This is a genomic window from Streptomyces sp. SD15 (assembly GCF_054462255.1).
Genome location: NZ_JBTLMO010000063.1, coordinates 1 through 16,730 on the forward strand (window position 1 = coordinate 1; position 16,730 = coordinate 16,730).

Consider the following 16,730-nt stretch of genomic DNA (forward strand, 5'->3'; position numbering starts at 1 on the left):
AGGACGTCCGTGGCGCGGTTGATGCCGTCGATCAGGGAGTGCCGGCAGCCGTACTTGTTGTCGAACTTCGACTTCGTCACCGCGTCGTTCACGTTGATCGCCGGGAACAGCAGGGTGCCGTCGCGGTGCATCTCGTACAGACGGTGCACGCCGGTCGTGGTCTCCTCGGTCACGCCGCGGATGTCCGAGGCGAGCTGGGTCCACTTCTGCGAGCCGTCCGTGATGGTGCGGTGCAGGAGTTCGAGGACGAAGCGGTGCTCCTCGGACTCGGCGGTGTCGACGGACGGGACCTTGCCGTCCTTCTCGTACTCGACGCCCTTGTGGACGAGGAGGGTGGCGTCACCGCCGTCGTCCAGGATCATGTTCGGGCCGCCGGTGGGGGTGTTCGGCCAGGTCAGAGCCTGCTCCGTGCACCACCAGTACTCCTCCAGCGTCTCGCCCTTCCAGGCGAAGACCGGGACGCCCTGCGGGTTCTCGGGCGTGCCGTTCGGGCCGACCGCGATGGCGGCGGCGGCGTGGTCCTGGGTGGAGAAGATGTTGCAGGACACCCAGCGGACCTCGGCGCCCAGGGCGACCAGGGTCTCGATGAGGACGGCGGTCTGCACCGTCATGTGCAGGGAGCCGGTGACGCGGGCGCCCGCGAGGGGCTGCGCCTCGGCGTACTCCTTGCGGATCGACATCAGGCCGGGCATCTCGTGCTCGGCGAGGGTGATCTCCTTGCGGCCGAACGCGGCCAGGGAGAGGTCGGCGACCTTGAAGTCCTGTCGGTTGTCGACAGTCGTCATGTCGAGCTGCTCCTCGGGATCGGGATTGGGGCGAGGTGGTACGGCTGTTCTGCGCGGCGGCGGGCATAGGCATGCCCGGTCTGGGCACAGGCGTGCCCGGTGCGCGCAGCGCAGTCCGTCGGAGGCCCTCTCTCCCTCGGCCGGTCCGCGGTGGGACCGCCCGACCGCCATCAGCAGCGACGTCTGGCTCAGGCACCAAGCTACACCGGTCGGCCCAGCCCGCCCCAGCCCGGTTGCGCACACGGCCGGTTCCCTGCGGATGCATCAGGCCGGCGACAGGGCGTCCGCGGGAAGTGATCCTGCGCGGCTTCCGGAAGGTGTTCGGCGGGACGAGGGCGTGAGGGGATCGGCGTGAGTTGTCCGGTCGGTCTTCGCCTGATCGGCATCAGCCATACGTGCGTGCGGTCGGGAAACTGCCGCCGACAGCGGCTGGGGCCCGCCTGGACTTCAGGCGGGCCCCAGCGGCGTACAGGCAGAGGTGGAGGTCAGTGTCCGGTCGGCTGGGCCGGGCCGCCAGGTGCCGCGTCACGGTCGGGGCCCTTCGCGGCCTCCGCCTCGCTGTAGATGTCCGGCTCCAGGTAGATCACACGAGCGATCGGGACGGCGGCGCGGATGCGGGACTCGGCGGCGTCGATCGCGGCGGCGACCTCGGCAGCCGTGTTGTCGTGCTGGACGGCGATCTTGGCGGCGACGAGCAGTTCCTCGGGGCCGAGGTGGAGGGTGCGCATGTGGATGATCCCGGTGACCGTGTCGCCGGCGACGATGGCGGCCTCGATCTTCTGGACCTCGTCGATGCCCGCGGCCTCGCCCAGGAGAAGCGACTTGGTCTCCGCGGCGAGGACCAGCGCGATCAGGATGAGCAGGATGCCGATGCAGAGCGTGCCGATGCCGTCCCAGACGCCATCGCCGGTGAGCAGGGCCAGGCCGACGCCGCCGAGCGCGAGGATCAGACCGACCAGTGCGCCGAGGTCCTCCAGGAGGACGACCGGCAGCTCGGGGGCCTTGGCGTGGCGGACGAAGTCCTTCCAGGACTTCCCGCCTCGCAGGGGGTTGGACTCCTTGATGGCCGTCCGGAAGGAGAACGACTCCGCGATGATCGCGAACACCAGCACGCCCACCGGCCAGTACCAGTGCTCGATCTCGTGCGGGTGCTTGATCTTCTCGTAGCCCTCGTAGATGGCGAACATGCCGCCGACCGAGAAGAGGACGATCGAGACGAGGAAAGCGTAGATATAGCGCTCGCGGCCGTACCCGAAGGGGTGCTGCGGGGTCGCCTCGCGTTGCGCCTTCTTGCCGCCGAGCAGGAGCAGGCCCTGGTTGCCGGAGTCGGCGACCGAGTGCACGGACTCGGCGAGCATCGAGGACGAACCGCTGAAGAGGAACGCCACGAACTTCGCTACCGCGATCGCGAGGTTGGCGGCGAGTGCCGCCACGATCGCTCTGGTGCCGCCTGAAGCGCTCATGTGCTCCTGCTGTCCCTTCGTACGCCGTCCGGGCTTTGCCCACCCTTTACGGTGGGTCATTGTTGCAGCCCTGCCCGACAGCGGTGCGCCAGGCCACCACAGTCGCCCCGTCAGACCACTACTGTCGCACGGAAGATCGTGCCGGAACCCGACACTTCGGCCTTTTGTCCGGCCGGTACGAAGACCGACTGGCCGGGGGTCAGCGTGCTGCCGTCCGCCCGGACCTCGCCCGCCGTGCAGAGCAGGATCTGCGGGGTCGCTCGCGTCAGGTCGTGCGGGCCCGCGCCCTCCGCCAGTGCGTACCGGGAGAGGCGGAACTCGTCGATGGGGGTCGCGTAGACCTCCTCGCCGTCCGGGGAGGCCTCCGGGCGCAGTACGCCGGGGTCGCTCGCCTCGAAGCGGACGATGCGCAGAAGTTCGGGGACGTCGACGTGCTTGGGGGTCAGGCCGCAGCGCAGGACGTTGTCGGAGTTGGCCATGATCTCGACGCCGAGGCCGTTGAGGTAGGCGTGCGGGACTCCGGCGCCGAGGAACAGGGCCTCGCCGGGCTGCAGTTGGACGTAGTTGAGGAGCATCGCTGCGATGACTCCGGGGTCGCCCGGGTAGTGGTGGGCGAGGTCCGCGTACGGGGCGTAGGCGCCGCCGAGGCGGGCGCAGGCGGCCGCGGTCTCGGTGACCGTGCGGGCCATCTCCTCGCGGTCGGCGGCGAGCAGCGCCGTGAGGACCTCACGCAGGGCGGCCTCTTCGGGGTGGGCGTGCAGCAGGTCGACGTACGGCTTGAGGGAGTCGACGTCCAGGCCCGCGAGCAGTTCGGCGGTCTCGTCGAGGGCGCGGAAACCGCACAGGCCGTCGAACTCGGTAAGGGCGCATATCAGTTCGGGCTTGTGGTTGGCGTCCTTGTAGTTGCGGTGCGGGGCGTCCATCGGGATGCCCCGCTCCTCCTCGTCCTCGTAGCCCTCCTTCGCCTGCTCCAGGTTGGGGTGCACCTGGAGGGAGAGGGGGGCTCCCGCGGCGAGGATCTTCAGCAGGAACGGCAGGCGGGGGCCGAACTTGGCGACGGCCGCCCGGCCGAGTTCCTGCTCGGGGTCCTCGTCGATGACCTCGGTGAGGGGACCGCGCGCGGTGCGCGAGGGCGCGCCCGGGTGGGCGCCCATCCACATCTCCGCCTGCGGCTCACCGGTCGGCTGCACGCCGAGCAGCCGCGGTATGGCGGTGGTCGAGCCCCAGGCGTAGGGGCGGACGGTGTTGTCGAGGCGGTCCATGGTGTGTCGTCTTCTCCGTACGTACGGTGCTCGGCAGGCGTTCTTCACCAGGTGTGCGTCAGCTGGTGCGGACCAACATCAGGCCCTCGAAGCGAGCGCCAGGTAAACGGCGGCGAAATCCGTGACGGCGATCAGGTCCGCGAGGGTCTCCAGTTCGGAGCCCTCCTCGGGTTCGAGCTCGCTGATCGCGGTGTCGTGGCTGAGGGCGAGCTCACGGGCCGAGGGGGCGGCGGTGAGGCCGCCGGCCGGGCGGTCACGCAGGAGCACCACGCGCGCGTGGAGGGCCTGTGCCTCCGAGACGCGGTCGCGGAAGAAGTCTTCGGGGTCGGCGCCCGCGGCGAGTGCGCCCGCGAGCAGGACGCTGTGGGAGGCGAGCGCCTCCGGAAGTTCGGCGGTGAGCGCGGGGCGGCCCGCCAGCTCCGCGAGGGCGGCGGTGAAGCGGCGGCCCGCGGGGCCCGCGGAGGTGCCCTCCGTCCAGATCACCGGGAGCGCTTCGGCGAGGTCGGCGGCGAGCGTCTTGGCGGGGTTGCCGTAGGTGGCGATGGCCGGGCCGCAGCGTTCGGCGACGCGGTCGAGGCGGTCGGCGACCTTCTGCAGCGCCTCGGGTGGGGCGGAGACCAGACCGGTGCGGTCCAGCAGCGCGAGAAGTGGGGTGAGCAGCGCCCACAGGACGCCGGGGGCGGAGGCCGCCAGGGGCGACTCCGGCTCGTACGGGGCGGTCGCCATCGGTACGAACAGGCCGTGCGCGCCCTCCACCGCTTCCGTGATCGGGGTGCCGGCGGGGGCCACCGCGACGACGGAGCTGCCGCGCCGGTACGCCTGCTCGACCAGGAGTTCGAGGCCCGGCTCGTATCCGTCGGGTGTGGCGATGAGCAGGAGGTCCACGGGGCCCGCCCAGCCGGGCAGCTCCCAGCGCAGGGCGCCCCCGTCGGGGGCGACGCCGGTGGGAGTGAGCCGGGTGAAGGGACAGCTCGCGCCGGCGAGCGTGCCGAGCAGTTCGGCGACGCCGGTGGCGGCCAGACCGGGGCCGGCGATCAGGACGGCGCGCGGGCGGCCGTCCGGCTTCAGCTCCTGGATCCCGGCCTCAGCGGCGTGCCGGACCGCCGTACGCACACGGGCGCCGGCCTCCGCGGCACCCCGGAGCAGCTCGCGCCGGTCGGCGCGGGCGAGCGCCTCCGGGTCGTCGAGCAGCGATTCGTCGAGCATAGGTCGGCAGCCTCCCGATCGCCGGTGTGTCGCCTGTATCGCGCCTGTATCGCCTTGTCGGCCGTATCGCCTTGTCGCTGGTGTCCTGGGGGCGCCGAGCGCCGCTTACGCGGGGCGGCGGGCCTCGTCGACGAGCAGTACGGGGATGCCGTCGCGGACGGGGTAGGCGAGGCCGCAGTCCTGTCCCGTACAGACCAGCTCGCTCTCCTGCTCCTTGAGCGGGGCGTGGCAGGCCGGGCAGGCGAGGATCTCCAGGAGGCCGGCTTCGAGCGGCATGGGGTGTCCTTTCGAACAGGGTGGATGCGGCCTGATCAGCGTACCGCTGTGGGGGGTTGTGTGCCGGGGCGCTGCGCTGGCTTGAGCGGGGTGCGGGGGGGGGGGCGGGCCGGTTCTTTCGCCCCCGCCGCCCCTACCGTCCCGTCCCTGGGGCCCGCGGCGGAGCCGCTGATGGATGCAGCGCCCCCCGGCCCCCGTGCGCCCGCAGGGCTCGTCCTCAAACTCCGGACGGGCTGAAAGATCGATTCAGCCCCTGATGGTTTCCAGGACCTCGTCCCTCACCTTCGCCATCGTGGCCTCGTCCTTGGCCTCGGCGTTCAGGCGGAGGAGGGGTTCCGTGTTGGAGGGGCGGACGTTGAACCACCAGTCGTCGGCGGTGACGGTCAGGCCGTCGAGCTCGTCGAGGGTGACGCCCTCGCGGCCCTCGTAGGCGGCCTTGATCGCGGCGAGACGGGCCGTCTGGTCGTCGACGGTGGAGTTGATCTCGCCGGAGCCCGCGTAGCGGTCGTAGGAGGCGACAAGCTGGGAGAGCGGGCCGTCCTGGCCGCCGAGGGCGGCGAGGACGTGGAGGGCGGCCAGCATGCCCGTGTCGGCGTTCCAGAAGTCGCGGAAGTAGTAGTGCGCGGAGTGCTCGCCGCCGAAGATCGCGCCCGTACGGGCCATCTCGGCCTTGATGAAGGAGTGGCCGACGCGGGTGCGGACCGGGGTGCCGCCGTGCTCCCGGACCACCTCGGGCACCGACCAGGAGGTGATGAGGTTGTGGATGACCGTGCCGCCGCCGTGCTTGCCGAGTTCGCGGGCGGCGACCAGGGCGGTGACCGCGGACGGGGAGACCGGGTCGCCGTTCTCGTCGACGACGAAGCAGCGGTCCGCGTCGCCGTCGAAGGCGATGCCGAGGTCGGCGCTCTCCTCGCGCACGCGCTGCTGGAGGTCCACGATGTTCGCCGGGTCCAGCGGGTTCGCCTCGTGGTTGGGGAACGTGCCGTCCAGTTCGAAGTACATGGGGACGAGGTCCAGGGGCAGGCCGGCGAAGACGGTCGGGACCGTGTGCCCGCCCATGCCGTTGCCCGCGTCGACCACGACCTTCAGGGGGCGGATGGACGTCAGGTCGACGAGCGAGCGGAGGTACGCCGCGTAGTCCTCCAACGTGTCCCGCTGTGTGATCGTTCCCGGTGTCGCGTCCGAGGTCGGGGCGCCCGAGTCGAGCCAGGACTCGACGAGTTCGCGGATCTCGGAGAGGCCGGTGTCCTGGCCGACCGGGGCCGCGCCCGCGCGGCACATCTTGATGCCGTTGTACTGGGCGGGGTTGTGCGAGGCTGTGAACATGGCGCCGGGCAGGTCGAACGCGCCCGACGCGTAGTAGAGCTGGTCCGTCGAGCACAGACCGATTTCGGTCACGTCGACACCGCGCGCCGCCGCACCGCGCGCGAAGGCGCGCGACAGGCCGGGCGACGAGGGCCGCATGTCGTGCCCGATCACGATGGCGTCCGCACCGGTCACCTGGACGAAGGCCGCCCCGAACAGCTCGGCCAGCGACTCGTCCCACTGGTCCGGGACCACCCCGCGTACGTCGTACGCCTTCACGAGCTGCGACAGATCAGCAGTCACGGCCAACCCTCCAGAAGTCCACTTCGGTCACCTCAAACTACCCGTCCGGGCTGACAATCCGCTGTGAAGCGGCTGATCGGACGCGCATCCGTCACCTGGGAGACCGTGTCGGGCCGTGTCGTGACGCGGGTGAAGCGTGCCGGGTCAGGGCAACATCCACTCCAGGACCGGCGAGCTCTGCCCCACCACGATCAGACACATGATCAGCAGCAGTCCGACACTCCATGGCAGAACCTTGCGCAGCAGGTCTCCCTCGCGGCCCGCGAGCCCGACGGCCGCGCACGCGATGGTGAGGTTCTGCGGCGAGATCATCTTGCCCAGCACGCCGCCCGAACTGTTGGCGGCGGCGAGCAGTTCGGGGGACAGCCCCGACTCGCGGGCCGCGCTCACCTGGAGGGCGCCGAAAAGGGCGTTCGCCGAGGTGTCCGAGCCGGAGACGGCCACGCCGAACCAGCCCAGCACCGGTGACAGGAAGGCGAGTCCCGCGCCGGCGGCCGCCACGAAGTGGCCGATCGTGGCCGCCTGTCCGGAGAGGTTCATGACGTAGGCGAGGGCAAGGACGGACGTCACGGTGAGGATCGCGAACCTCAACTCATGGACCGTCGCCACCCATTCCTTGACGGCCACGCGCGCGTGCACCCCGAGAACGACGGCCGTGCACAGCCCGGCGAGCAGCACGAGCGTGCCGCCGGTCGAGACGATGGGCCAGGTGAAGACATTGCCGCCGACCGGGTCTCCGTCCGGGTTCACGACGTCCAGGAAGGGCCAGTCGAAGGTGCGGGTCGCCTTGGCCAGCCAGTCCTTGACGGCGGGGATCTGGGCGACGGAGAAGATGGCGACGATCAGCGCGTACGGGGCGTAGGCGCGTATGACTTCGGGGCGCGGGTCCTCCTCGTCCAGGTCCTCGCTGCGTACGCCGGTCAGGACCGCGACCCGTACCGGCTCGGCGGCCGCCCTGCGCGCCTGCGGTACGGCGACCAGGGCGGCGGCGCCCGCCAAGGCCGCGCCGATGTCGGCGAGTTGCGCGGAGACGTAGTTCGAGGCGGCGAACTGGGCGATGGCGAAGGCGACTCCGCACGCCAGGGCGGGTACCCAGGTCTCGCGCAGTCCGCGCCGTCCGTCGACCAGGCCGACGAGCACCAGGGGGACGACGAGGGCCAGCAGGGGTGTCTGCCGGCCCACTACGGAGGCCACCGAGTCCAGGGGCAGGCCCGTGACTTGGGCGAGGGTGACGACCGGTGTGCCCATCGCCCCGAAGGCGACCGGCGCGGTGTTGGCGACGAGCGCGACGACGGCGGCGCGGACGGGGTCGAAGCCGAGCGCGACCAGCATCACCGAGCAGATCGCGACGGGCGCGCCGAAGCCCGCCAGGGCCTCCAGGAGCGCGCCGAAGCAGAAGGCGACGACGAGTGCCTGGATGCGCGGGTCGTCGGACAGGCGCCCGAAGGAGCGGCGCAGGATGTCGAAGTGCCGGGTGCGGACGGTCATCCGGTACACCCACAGGGCGTTGACGACGATCCACAGGATGGGGAAGAGGCCGAAAACGGCTCCCTGGGCGGCACTGGAGAGCGTCTGGTCGACGGGCATGCCGTAGGCGAACCACGCGACCAGGGCGGCTGTCAGGAGGCCGATGAGCCCGGCCAGATGCGCCTTCATGCGGACTCCGCCGAGCAGGATCAGCACGATGACCAGGGGCAGGGTCGCGACGAGGGCGGACAGGCCCAGCGAGTCGGCCACGGGTTCCAGTTCCTGGACGTACACGGGTACCTCCCCGGATTCCGTCATGCGGAAAGGGAATTCACATCTGACGGAATGGTCGTGTCCGCGACAACTTCACGTCAATGGGCGTGCATCACCCAGTGGAACGGGGGGACCGATCGACCTCAGTTGTCCGGCGAGCGCAGCACGCGGAGATGGCCGCGGCGCGCGACCTCCATCGGGTCCGCCGTGCGGGCGCTGCCGCCGCCACCGGCCTCGGCGGCACGCCGCTGCGGACGGGCCGCCTCGCGCACCGCGTTGGCGAGGGCCTCGAGGTCGTCGCCGCTGGGGCGGGAGGGACCCGAGGAGTCGGCGAGCCGCACGACTTCCCAGCCGCGTGGCGCGGTGAGGCGCGCGGAGTGCTCGGCGCACAGGTCGTAGCAGTGGGGTTCGGCGTAGGTGGCGAGCGGGCCGAGGACCGCGGTCGAGTCGGCGTAGACGTACGTCAGCGTCGCGACGGCGGGACGGCCGCAAGCGGTGCGCGAACAGCGACGTACAGGGCTCACGACGTTGGACGGTACCGCACTCTTGAGCGGGCCGCGACGACTCTCCCCCAGGTCACCCCACCGTGTCGTACTGTGAGACCGCCCACACACACCTCCGAACTCGCCGCGCTGACCTGGGGCGACATCCCGTGACGGGATGCCGAACAGGACTGAATCCGGTCACCAGTTGATGCAAACCATGTCAATTGCCATGTGAGCGGCGGTCCTGGAGGGATACGGAATCGAGCCCAAGCTTGGCCGGAATGGTCATCGGGCGACATCTGGCATGGGTATCGGACGCAATCCGGAAGGGGCGTCGAGTGGCATCCGGAAGGGGCGACAAGCTGCATCCGGAAGGGAAGACGAGCGGCATCCGGGAGGGGCTCCGGGCTTCCCGCCGCCGGTCTGCGGGCAGCCGCGTGGGGGTCGGGCGCGCGAACCTCGCGGGGACTACTCTTCGTCAGTGATGGACAACCCCGTACCGCCCCGCGCCGCCGCACCAGGGCCCCGCCGTCGTGATCGCCACGGAAGGGGCATGCGCGGTCCCGTCGCGCCGCCCCAGGTGCCGCTCGCCGCGAGCCGTGCCGAGGTCTTCGCAGACCTGGTGCAGGACTCCGTGGAGCGGCTGGAGCGGCGCTGGCCGCAGCTCGCCGACATCGACTTCCTGATCCTCGAAGTGCCCCGCCTGGATGGCTCCGGCGAGGGCTGGAGCGACGAGGCGGTGCCCCTGGGTGGCACGATCGCGGCGCACGAGGGCCAGCCCGCGCGCGTGGTCATCTACCGTCGCCCGGTCGAGATCCGCACCAAGGGTCGCGACGAGCGCGCCGCCCTGGTGCACGAGGTCGTCGTGGAGCAGGTCGCCGAGCTGCTGGGGCTGACACCGGAGACGGTCGACCCTCGCTACGGCGAGGACTGACGACCGCCGGGTCTCCTTGAGGACCCGGCGGATCACCCGTAACTGGATCACCCGTAACTGGATCATCCGTACTGCGTCACCCGTGCGGGATCACTGCTTCAGCAGCACCGAGAGATCCTGGTCCGCTTCCGGCACCGCCACGGTCCCGTGGTCGTCCGGGAGGGTCTGGACGGTGAAGCCGGGAACGCCGTCCTGGGTGAGGGCGAGGGTTCGGGAGGCGTAGACGGAGCCGCCGGAGAGCCGCTCCACCGTCAGCGCGTACGTCCCCTTGAGGCCGCTCGGGACCGGTGCCTCGACGTTCTGGGTGGTGCCGCCCTTGATCGTGAAGGTCTTCGTCGCCGCCGTACCGCCCTCGCTGCCCGCGGAGGCGGTGACCTTGACCTCGGCGGTGCGGCCGGGTGCGGAGACGGCGAGCGTGGTGCCCTTGGAGCTGTTCTGGGCGACCGTCGCGCGCGCGGCCACCGGAGCGGTGGCCGGGATGAACGCCGTCTCCTGCTTGGCGCCCTTGCCCCGCACGACCCGCACGGCGGCGACGACCGGCACCGAGGTGCTGGTGGGCGTGAGGACCAGGGAGCCCGCCTCGCCGCGCGTGACGTCACCGAGGTCGACCGCGGCGGTCATGCCGGACTTGACGTGCAGCGTCTCGCTCCCCGCGGGAGTGATCAGGCCCGTGGGCGAGGCCAGGCGCACCTTCAGGTCGGCGTCCTGGTCGCCGGGCACGAAGGCGACCAGGCGCACGGAGGTGGCGTCCTTCGGGATGCCGGGCACCACCAGGCTGCCCGCCGGGTCGGTGGCGGCGGCCAGCCAGTCACCGCCGGTCTCCTCGTCCAGGGCCTGCACGGCGGCGCCGACCCGGCCGCTGCGGACGGTCACGTGCACGGTGAGGTCGGTCTGCGGTGTGTCGGTGAGCGTGTTCAGCAGGATCGGCTCGCTGGAGCGGGGCTGGACCGTGATGCCCTCGCCCACCGTCGACTTGAGGGTGCCGTCCTTGCCGTACAGCTCGACGTCGACGACCGCGGCCGAGTCGTCGGGGTTGGTCAGGTGCACGTAGTCGGTGCGGTTGTCGGCGGTGCTGGCGGCCGGGAACCAGAACTCGGTGTCCGGGGCGGTGCAGTTGGTGCCGAGCAGGCCGCGGCCGGTGCCTGCGGCGACCTCGGTGGTCTCCTGGACGGTCCAGCCGGGCGCGAACCTGCCCTCGGCGGTGCCGACGAGAGCGGGCGCCTGTGCGCCCGAGCTCTCGCCGGTGGCCGGCTTGCCGGGTTCCTCGGGCTCCAGGACGGGCTTGGCGGCCTTCTTGTCGCTCTTCTTTCCGCTCGCGCCGTCCGCCGACTCCTCGCCCGCGGCCTGGAGTTGTGCCTCGCCGCTGTCGCTCGTGCCCTTGGTGACGGGCGTGAAGGACGTGTACGTCGTGTCGGCGAGGTCGGAGGTGCTGGGCTGCGGGCAGAGCAGGCTGGTGCGCACCACGGGCAGTTGCGCGGCCGCCTTGGCGGTGGCGCCGCCGGAGGCGGCCGGCGCGTTCATCGAGGCGAATCCGGTGACGGCGGCGAGCGCGGTCACGCCGGCGATCAGGGACAGGGTGGTGCGGTTCACTGCTGGCTCCCGTCGGGGCGCTCACTGTCGGTGCCGTGCGGCGGCTGCGGGGGCATCGGGGGCTGCGTCGGGTCGTACGTGGCGTCGTAGCCCTGCGTGTACGTCTGGTCGTACGGCGTCGTGCCCCCATAGGCGTACGGGTCGTACTGCCCCGTCTGGTAGGGGTCCGCCTGGTACGGCTGCTCGTACGCGCCGGCCGGGTACTGCTGCCGGCCCTGGTACTGCTCGGCGTCGTAGGTGCCGTACTCGGCGCCCGCGTAGCTCTGGTTGTCCCACTCGCCGTACGCCTGCTGCTGGGGGACCGCGGCGGGCTCGCGCGGGCCTTCCTCCTCCTCCGGAGGAGGAAGGGTGTCGGGGTCCTGTGCGGCCTGCTCGGCCTCGGCCTGGGCGCGCAGGCGGCGGGCGCGGCGGCCGTCGCCCGTGACGTCCTGGGCGGCGGCGAGCGGCTCCTCGGGGAGGTCGTCGTCGATGTCACGGCGCCGCCCGGGCAGGGCGAGGACGACGAGGACCACGGCGAGCGCTCCCTGGGCCCACACCCAGCCGGTGTGGCTCATCGGGGCGTCGAAGGTGACGTCCAACTTACCGCCGCTCGTGGGCAGTTCGAAGCCCTGCGCCCAGCCGTCGACCGTGGTGCGGGTGAGCGGCTTTCCGTCCAGGGTGGCCGTCCAGCCCTCGTCGGCCGTGTCGGCGAGGCGCAGGACGCGGCCCTCGGCCCCGGCGGGGACGGTGGTGTGCGCCTCGACGGGTCCGGCGGCGATGGACAGCTGCTCGCCGGACTTGGGGACGATCGCGGCGCGCGAGACCTGCCGGTCCAGGCGCCACAGGGCGCTGCCGTCCTGCTGGCTGAGCCGGGTCAGGCCCGGGGTGGCGTCCAGGACGCGGCTCACCTCGCGGGGCGCGCCCTTGCGGACCAGGACGTAGCGCACGGCGAAGCCGCCGAGCTGGTCGGCCTGGTCGGCGCCGGAACCGGCGACGAGGTTGGCGACGACCTTGTCGAGCTTGGTGTTCTCGCCGCCCGCCGCCGCGAGTTCGGCGTCGCCCATGCGGGCGCCGGAGCCTCGTACGAGGGTGTAGCCGACCGTGGCGGTCGACTGGCTGTCGAGGACGAGGGTGCGGGCCTGGTCGCGGGTGCCGCTCTCCTCGGCGACGAACGCGGGCACCTGCACCGGGTCCCGGCGCTCCACGGGCCCGTCGGCGCCGCCGATGATCCATCCGGCGGCCACCAGCAGCGGGCCCGCGGCGGACGCGAACGCGATGAGGGCGGCGACCGGTTGGCGCCAGCCGAAGCTCTGCTCGGCCACGCGCGCGCGTGCCCCGTCGGCGCCCAGTGCGGCGGCGGCGAGCAGCGCGAGGCCGTAGACGAGGGTGGCGGGACCGGCCCACGTCGAGCTGTTGGACAGCACGGCGAAGACGAGCGCCACCAGGGCGACGGCCCAGGCCGTCCAGATCCCGGCCTGACGTTGCGAGCGCATCAGGGCGGCCAGTGCCGCCAGCACGATGCCGATGAGCATCAGTCCGCTGACGGTCCCGGGGCCGCCGGGGCTGGCGCCGAGCAGGTCGAGCGCGGAGGCCGCGCTCTCGCCGTACGACAGACCGGCTTCCCCGAAGAAGCCGAAGGGGAGCAGCGTCAGCGACCAGGGGGCGAGGACCAGCAGCGGGGTGCCGAGCTGGGCCAGGAAGCGCGGCCCGTAGGCGGTGATCTCCCTTCGGCGCACTGCCAGGAGCGCGATTCCGAGGACCAGGGCGATGGGCCAGATGATCGGCGTGAAGGCCGTGGTGAAGGTCAGCAGCAGGGCGTACGCCCAGGTGGCGCGCCAGCTGCCGCGCGCCCCTGAGGAGTGGGTCAGCCCGCTCGCGGCGATGCCCGCGCGCGCGATGAGCGGCAGCAGGATGGCGAGGAAGGCGGTGCCGATGCGGCCGCCGGCGAGGGCGCCGGAGACGGCGGGCAGGAACGCGTACGCGACGGACGCCCAGGCGCGCAGCAGGCGCGACTCGACGAGGGGCCGGGAGGCGAAGTACGCGGTGAAGCCTGCCAGCGGTACGGAGGCCACCAGGAGCACGGTGACGGCGAGCCCGGTGGAGCCGAGGAGCAGGGAGGACAGCAGCGCGACGAGCGCGAGGTACGGCGGCGCGGACTGGGTGCCGCCGGCGCCCACCGGGTGCCAGGCGTCCAGATAGCGCGACCAGAGCTCGGAGGCGTCGGCGGGCGCGGGCAGCAGCGCGCCGCCCGCGAGCGCCCCGCCGCCGAGGAGATCACGGCAGGCGAGGAGCGAGACGAACAGCAGTACCAGGAAGAGCATCGGTCCCGGGTTGCGGGCGACGCGCTTGAGCCGGGCGAACTGCTCGATCTCCAGGAAGTCGGCGTCGTCGCCGCCGGGCCCGGACTCGACCGCGCCGCCGTGCCGTCCGACACCGGCGACGGCGTCGGGGTCGTCCTGGCCCACGAGGTTGCCCGCGACCTGTTCGAAGGTGGCCCGCACGGTCGCGCCGGGCGGCGGGAACAGCGGGCGCAGTTCGCCCTTGTCGACCTGGGGGCGGCCTCGTCTGCGGCGGCCCGCGAGGATCCGCTCCGGGCGCAGCAGGGTGCCCAGCAGGCCGCGGATCTCGTCGACGGCCTGTCCGGGGACCTTGCCGACGAGGTAGGCGACCGTGCGCAGCAGGGTGCCGAGGACGAGCCGGACAAGGATCCAGGGCAGCTGTGCCGTACGCGCGTTGACGAGGAGGGTGTAGACGGCGCCCGCCTTGTCGACCTTGTGCGGGGAGGCGGCGGTACGGCCCACGCAGTCGACGGTGCGGCGCTCGCGGGAGGCGGCCTCGGCGTGCCGGACGACCGCTTCGGGGGCGACGAGGACGCGGTGTCCGGCGGCTTGGGCACGCCAGCACAGGTCGACGTCGTCGCGCATGAGGGGCAGTCGTCGGTCGAAGCCGCCGAGTTCCTCGAAGACGTCGCGCCGGATGAGCATGCCGGCGGTGGACACGGCGAGCACGGGGTGGACGTGGTCGTGCTGGCCCTGGTCCTGCTCGCGGCGGTCCAGGCCGGTCCAGCGGCGGCCGGAGTTGGCGATGGTGACGCCGACCTCGAGGAGCGCCCGGCGGTCGTACCAGCCGCGGAGCTTGGGGCCGATGACGGCGACTTCCTGGCCGAGCTCCTGTTCGTTCTCCACGACGCGGAGCAGCTGGGCCAGGGCGTCGGGCTCGGGGGCCGAGTCGTCGTGCAGCAGCCACAGCCACTGCTGGGGCTCGCCGTGCGGGAGCTCCGGCATGTCGTACGCGTCGTCGCGCCAGGTGCGGGTGACCGGGTCCCAGCCGCTGGGGCGCTTCAGGTAGGGCAGGTCGTCCGGAGTGAGCACACCCGCGTTGCGGGATGCCTCCTCGACGGCCTGGCCGAAGCCGGTGCGCCGGGCGAGGTGCAGCACCCGGTCGGCGCCGAGTGCGTCGGTGAGCAGCTGGGCGGAGTCGTCCGCGCTGCCGGTGTCGGCCGCCACGGCGTTCTGCACGGGGCGTTCCTGGCCGAGCAGCCCGGCGAGCGCCTCGGGCAGCCAGCGGGCGCCGTCGTGGGAGACGAGCACCGCGGTCACCACGTGGCGCGGGAACTCAGGGGTAGCAGCGTCGTGTTGGGCGGCTGCCGTATGGCTGTGCACGGACATCGAGGTACGGGCCCCGGTTCGATGGACTGCGGTGGACGCCTGTGTCCGGCGGGGACAGCGGGACGTCTCGGACGAGGGCCCACACTAACGGCTGGGCAGCACAGCGGCCCGCCGCCTGTGGATAACCCACCTGCGACGGGCCGTTCGTTACGTGTCGGTACGGATGGATCAGTACATGGATCGGTACCGAGAGGTGTGCGCCGATCGGTCGGACGGCGGCCTTCTCTCGTTCGGACGGCGGCCTTCTGTCGGTCAGACGGCGGCCTTCTTCAGACGGCGGCGTTCACGCTCGGACAGGCCGCCCCAGATGCCGAACCGCTCGTCGTTGGCGAGCGCGTATTCGAGGCACTCGGAGCGGACCTCGCAGGCGAGACAGACCTTCTTGGCCTCGCGGGTGGAGCCGCCCTTCTCGGGGAAGAAGGACTCGGGGTCGGTCTGGGCGCACAGCGCGCGCTCCTGCCAGCCGAGTTCCTCGTCCGCGTCGTCGACCAGCAGTTGCTGCACCAGCTCGGTCATGTGCGCCCCTCGTCTGTCTTTCGCGTCCCCGTGATGCTGCCGTTCACTGTTGTCGGCTGAACGACACGAGTGAAATTACAAGTGTGCCGATCCGGGCCAGTCAAGCCGAGATCTGCTATTGAGCCCCTTATTCACTCTGCGGAACCAAGGCTATGCGGAAAGTGTTCAAATCGACATAAACCCTGACAGCCTCAGAAGTTCACACCGAGCCCTCGATCCACTACCGAGAAGGACGTCGAGAAGTTCGATCTCGTTCCGACACGGGACCCCGAAGCGAACCGGATCACATTTGGATCACGGGGGTCGCATCGAGGTTTGTGCGCCCGGTTGTGCGCCATGTGTCCGGGGCGGCTCCTGAACAAACCTTTCGCCCCACAGATGAACCGGATGAGGTGAAACATTTCTCATATAGCGGACACCAAGTTGACAGTCAGGGTGTGAGCCGGTGTCCTTGTGGGCATGCTCGCGAACTTGGCACTCACCTCGACCCGCACTGCCGGGTCCCACGGTGCTGCCCGCGCTCGCTGTAGCTGTTGTTGCTGTCCCAGCTGTTGAGCCCTACCGCGCTCCGGCTGCCTCGCCCCCCAGGGGCGACCTCTCGCCCGCACTGAGGCGAATCCCCTCCCCGTCCGCGATCCGGACGGAAATGGCCGCGACACCCCAGCACTCTCACGCCGAGGAACCACCGCACCCCATGAACAGCGACAACGACCTCCAGATCGCCGGCGACATCCTCGAAGTACCGCACCTGCTCCAGCCGCCGCGCGAGCACCCCGCCACCGTGGCCGAGTTCGTCGGCCTCGCCCGCTCCATCGCCGCCGACCGCTCGCAGTGGGCGCACCTCGTCCAGTACGACGCGACGTCCCGCTGGTACCACCGGCTGCGCACCGGCCCCGGTTACGAGGTGTGGCTCCTTTCCTGGGTGCCCGGGCAGGGCAGCGGGCTGCACGACCACGGCCGCTCCTCCGGCGTACTCACCGTCCTGGAGGGCGCGCTGACGGAGCGCACGGAGCGTGACACGCGCGCGTTGAAGGCGGGATCGCAACGGGTGTTCGCGCCCGGCTACGTCCACGAGGTCGTCAACGACTCCCTGGAACCGGCCGTGAGCCTGCACGTCTATTACCCCGGGCTCACCGAGATGCCGATGCACGCGGCGCGCTGCGCGGTCGCCGAGGTCTCGTAACCGCCTCACGCGTTGTCGGACCCGCCTGCGAGACT

Annotated in this window: 13 protein-coding genes; 2 read left to right on the forward strand and 11 right to left on the reverse strand. The window is 71.6% G+C overall.

The window, feature by feature from the left end; translation table 11 throughout:
- The 8 genes from ACX28W_RS37925 to ACX28W_RS37960 form a co-directional block, all read right to left on the reverse strand.
- The coding region (locus ACX28W_RS37925; RefSeq protein ID WP_459004648.1) for an adenosylhomocysteinase at window positions 1–785 on the reverse strand (785 nt) is incomplete at its 3' end.
- Between the two features lie 485 nt (window positions 786–1,270).
- Window positions 1,271–2,248, reverse strand: coding sequence for a cation diffusion facilitator family transporter (locus ACX28W_RS37930; RefSeq protein WP_459004649.1), 978 nt, complete (start codon window positions 2,246–2,248; stop codon window positions 1,271–1,273).
- Window positions 2,249–2,358: 110 nt separating this feature from the next.
- Window positions 2,359–3,510 (reverse strand): mannose-6-phosphate isomerase, class I, encoded by a 1,152-nt coding sequence (manA, locus tag ACX28W_RS37935; RefSeq protein ID WP_459004650.1) that lies wholly within the window; start codon window positions 3,508–3,510, stop codon window positions 2,359–2,361.
- A 78-nt stretch (window positions 3,511–3,588) separates the two neighbouring features.
- Entirely contained in the window at window positions 3,589–4,716 is a 1,128-nt protein-coding gene (locus ACX28W_RS37940; RefSeq protein WP_459004651.1) for an SIS domain-containing protein, read from the reverse strand.
- A 105-nt stretch (window positions 4,717–4,821) separates the two neighbouring features.
- Entirely contained in the window at window positions 4,822–4,992 is a 171-nt protein-coding gene (locus tag ACX28W_RS37945) for a Trm112 family protein (RefSeq protein ID WP_266699539.1), read from the reverse strand.
- 246 nt (window positions 4,993–5,238) lie between these two features.
- Complete coding sequence (locus ACX28W_RS37950; RefSeq protein ID WP_459004653.1) at window positions 5,239–6,600, reverse strand: phosphomannomutase/phosphoglucomutase; 1,362 nt, start codon at window positions 6,598–6,600, stop codon at window positions 5,239–5,241.
- 144 nt (window positions 6,601–6,744) lie between these two features.
- Complete coding sequence (locus tag ACX28W_RS37955) at window positions 6,745–8,361, reverse strand: L-lactate permease (RefSeq protein ID WP_459004680.1); 1,617 nt, start codon at window positions 8,359–8,361, stop codon at window positions 6,745–6,747.
- 122 nt (window positions 8,362–8,483) lie between these two features.
- Window positions 8,484–8,915, reverse strand: a complete 432-nt coding sequence (locus ACX28W_RS37960) for a DUF3499 domain-containing protein (RefSeq protein ID WP_362075477.1) — start codon at window positions 8,913–8,915, stop codon at window positions 8,484–8,486.
- Window positions 8,916–9,309: 394 nt separating this feature from the next.
- Between ACX28W_RS37960 and ACX28W_RS37965 the strand changes: the two genes are divergently transcribed.
- Complete coding sequence (locus tag ACX28W_RS37965) at window positions 9,310–9,759, forward strand: metallopeptidase family protein (RefSeq protein ID WP_459004682.1); 450 nt, start codon at window positions 9,310–9,312, stop codon at window positions 9,757–9,759.
- 90 nt (window positions 9,760–9,849) lie between these two features.
- On the opposite strand, the gene ACX28W_RS37970 is transcribed toward ACX28W_RS37965, so the two are convergent.
- From ACX28W_RS37970 to ACX28W_RS37980, 3 genes are all read right to left on the reverse strand, one after another.
- On the reverse strand, window positions 9,850–11,349 hold the full coding sequence (locus ACX28W_RS37970; RefSeq protein WP_459004654.1) for a DUF5719 family protein: 1,500 nt from the start codon (window positions 11,347–11,349) through the stop codon (window positions 9,850–9,852).
- Entirely contained in the window at window positions 11,346–14,996 is a 3,651-nt protein-coding gene (locus ACX28W_RS37975) for a glycosyltransferase family 2 protein (RefSeq protein WP_459004655.1), read from the reverse strand. Before ACX28W_RS37975 ends, ACX28W_RS37970 begins: the two co-directional genes overlap by 4 nt.
- Before the next feature lie 252 nt (window positions 14,997–15,248).
- On the reverse strand, window positions 15,249–15,512 hold the full coding sequence (locus ACX28W_RS37980) for a WhiB family transcriptional regulator (RefSeq protein ID WP_003975777.1): 264 nt from the start codon (window positions 15,510–15,512) through the stop codon (window positions 15,249–15,251).
- Window positions 15,513–16,206: 694 nt separating this feature from the next.
- Here ACX28W_RS37980 and ACX28W_RS37985 point away from each other — a divergent pair.
- Window positions 16,207–16,695, forward strand: coding sequence for a cysteine dioxygenase (locus ACX28W_RS37985; RefSeq protein WP_459004658.1), 489 nt, complete (start codon window positions 16,207–16,209; stop codon window positions 16,693–16,695).
- The last annotated feature ends 35 nt before the right edge of the window (window positions 16,696–16,730 follow it).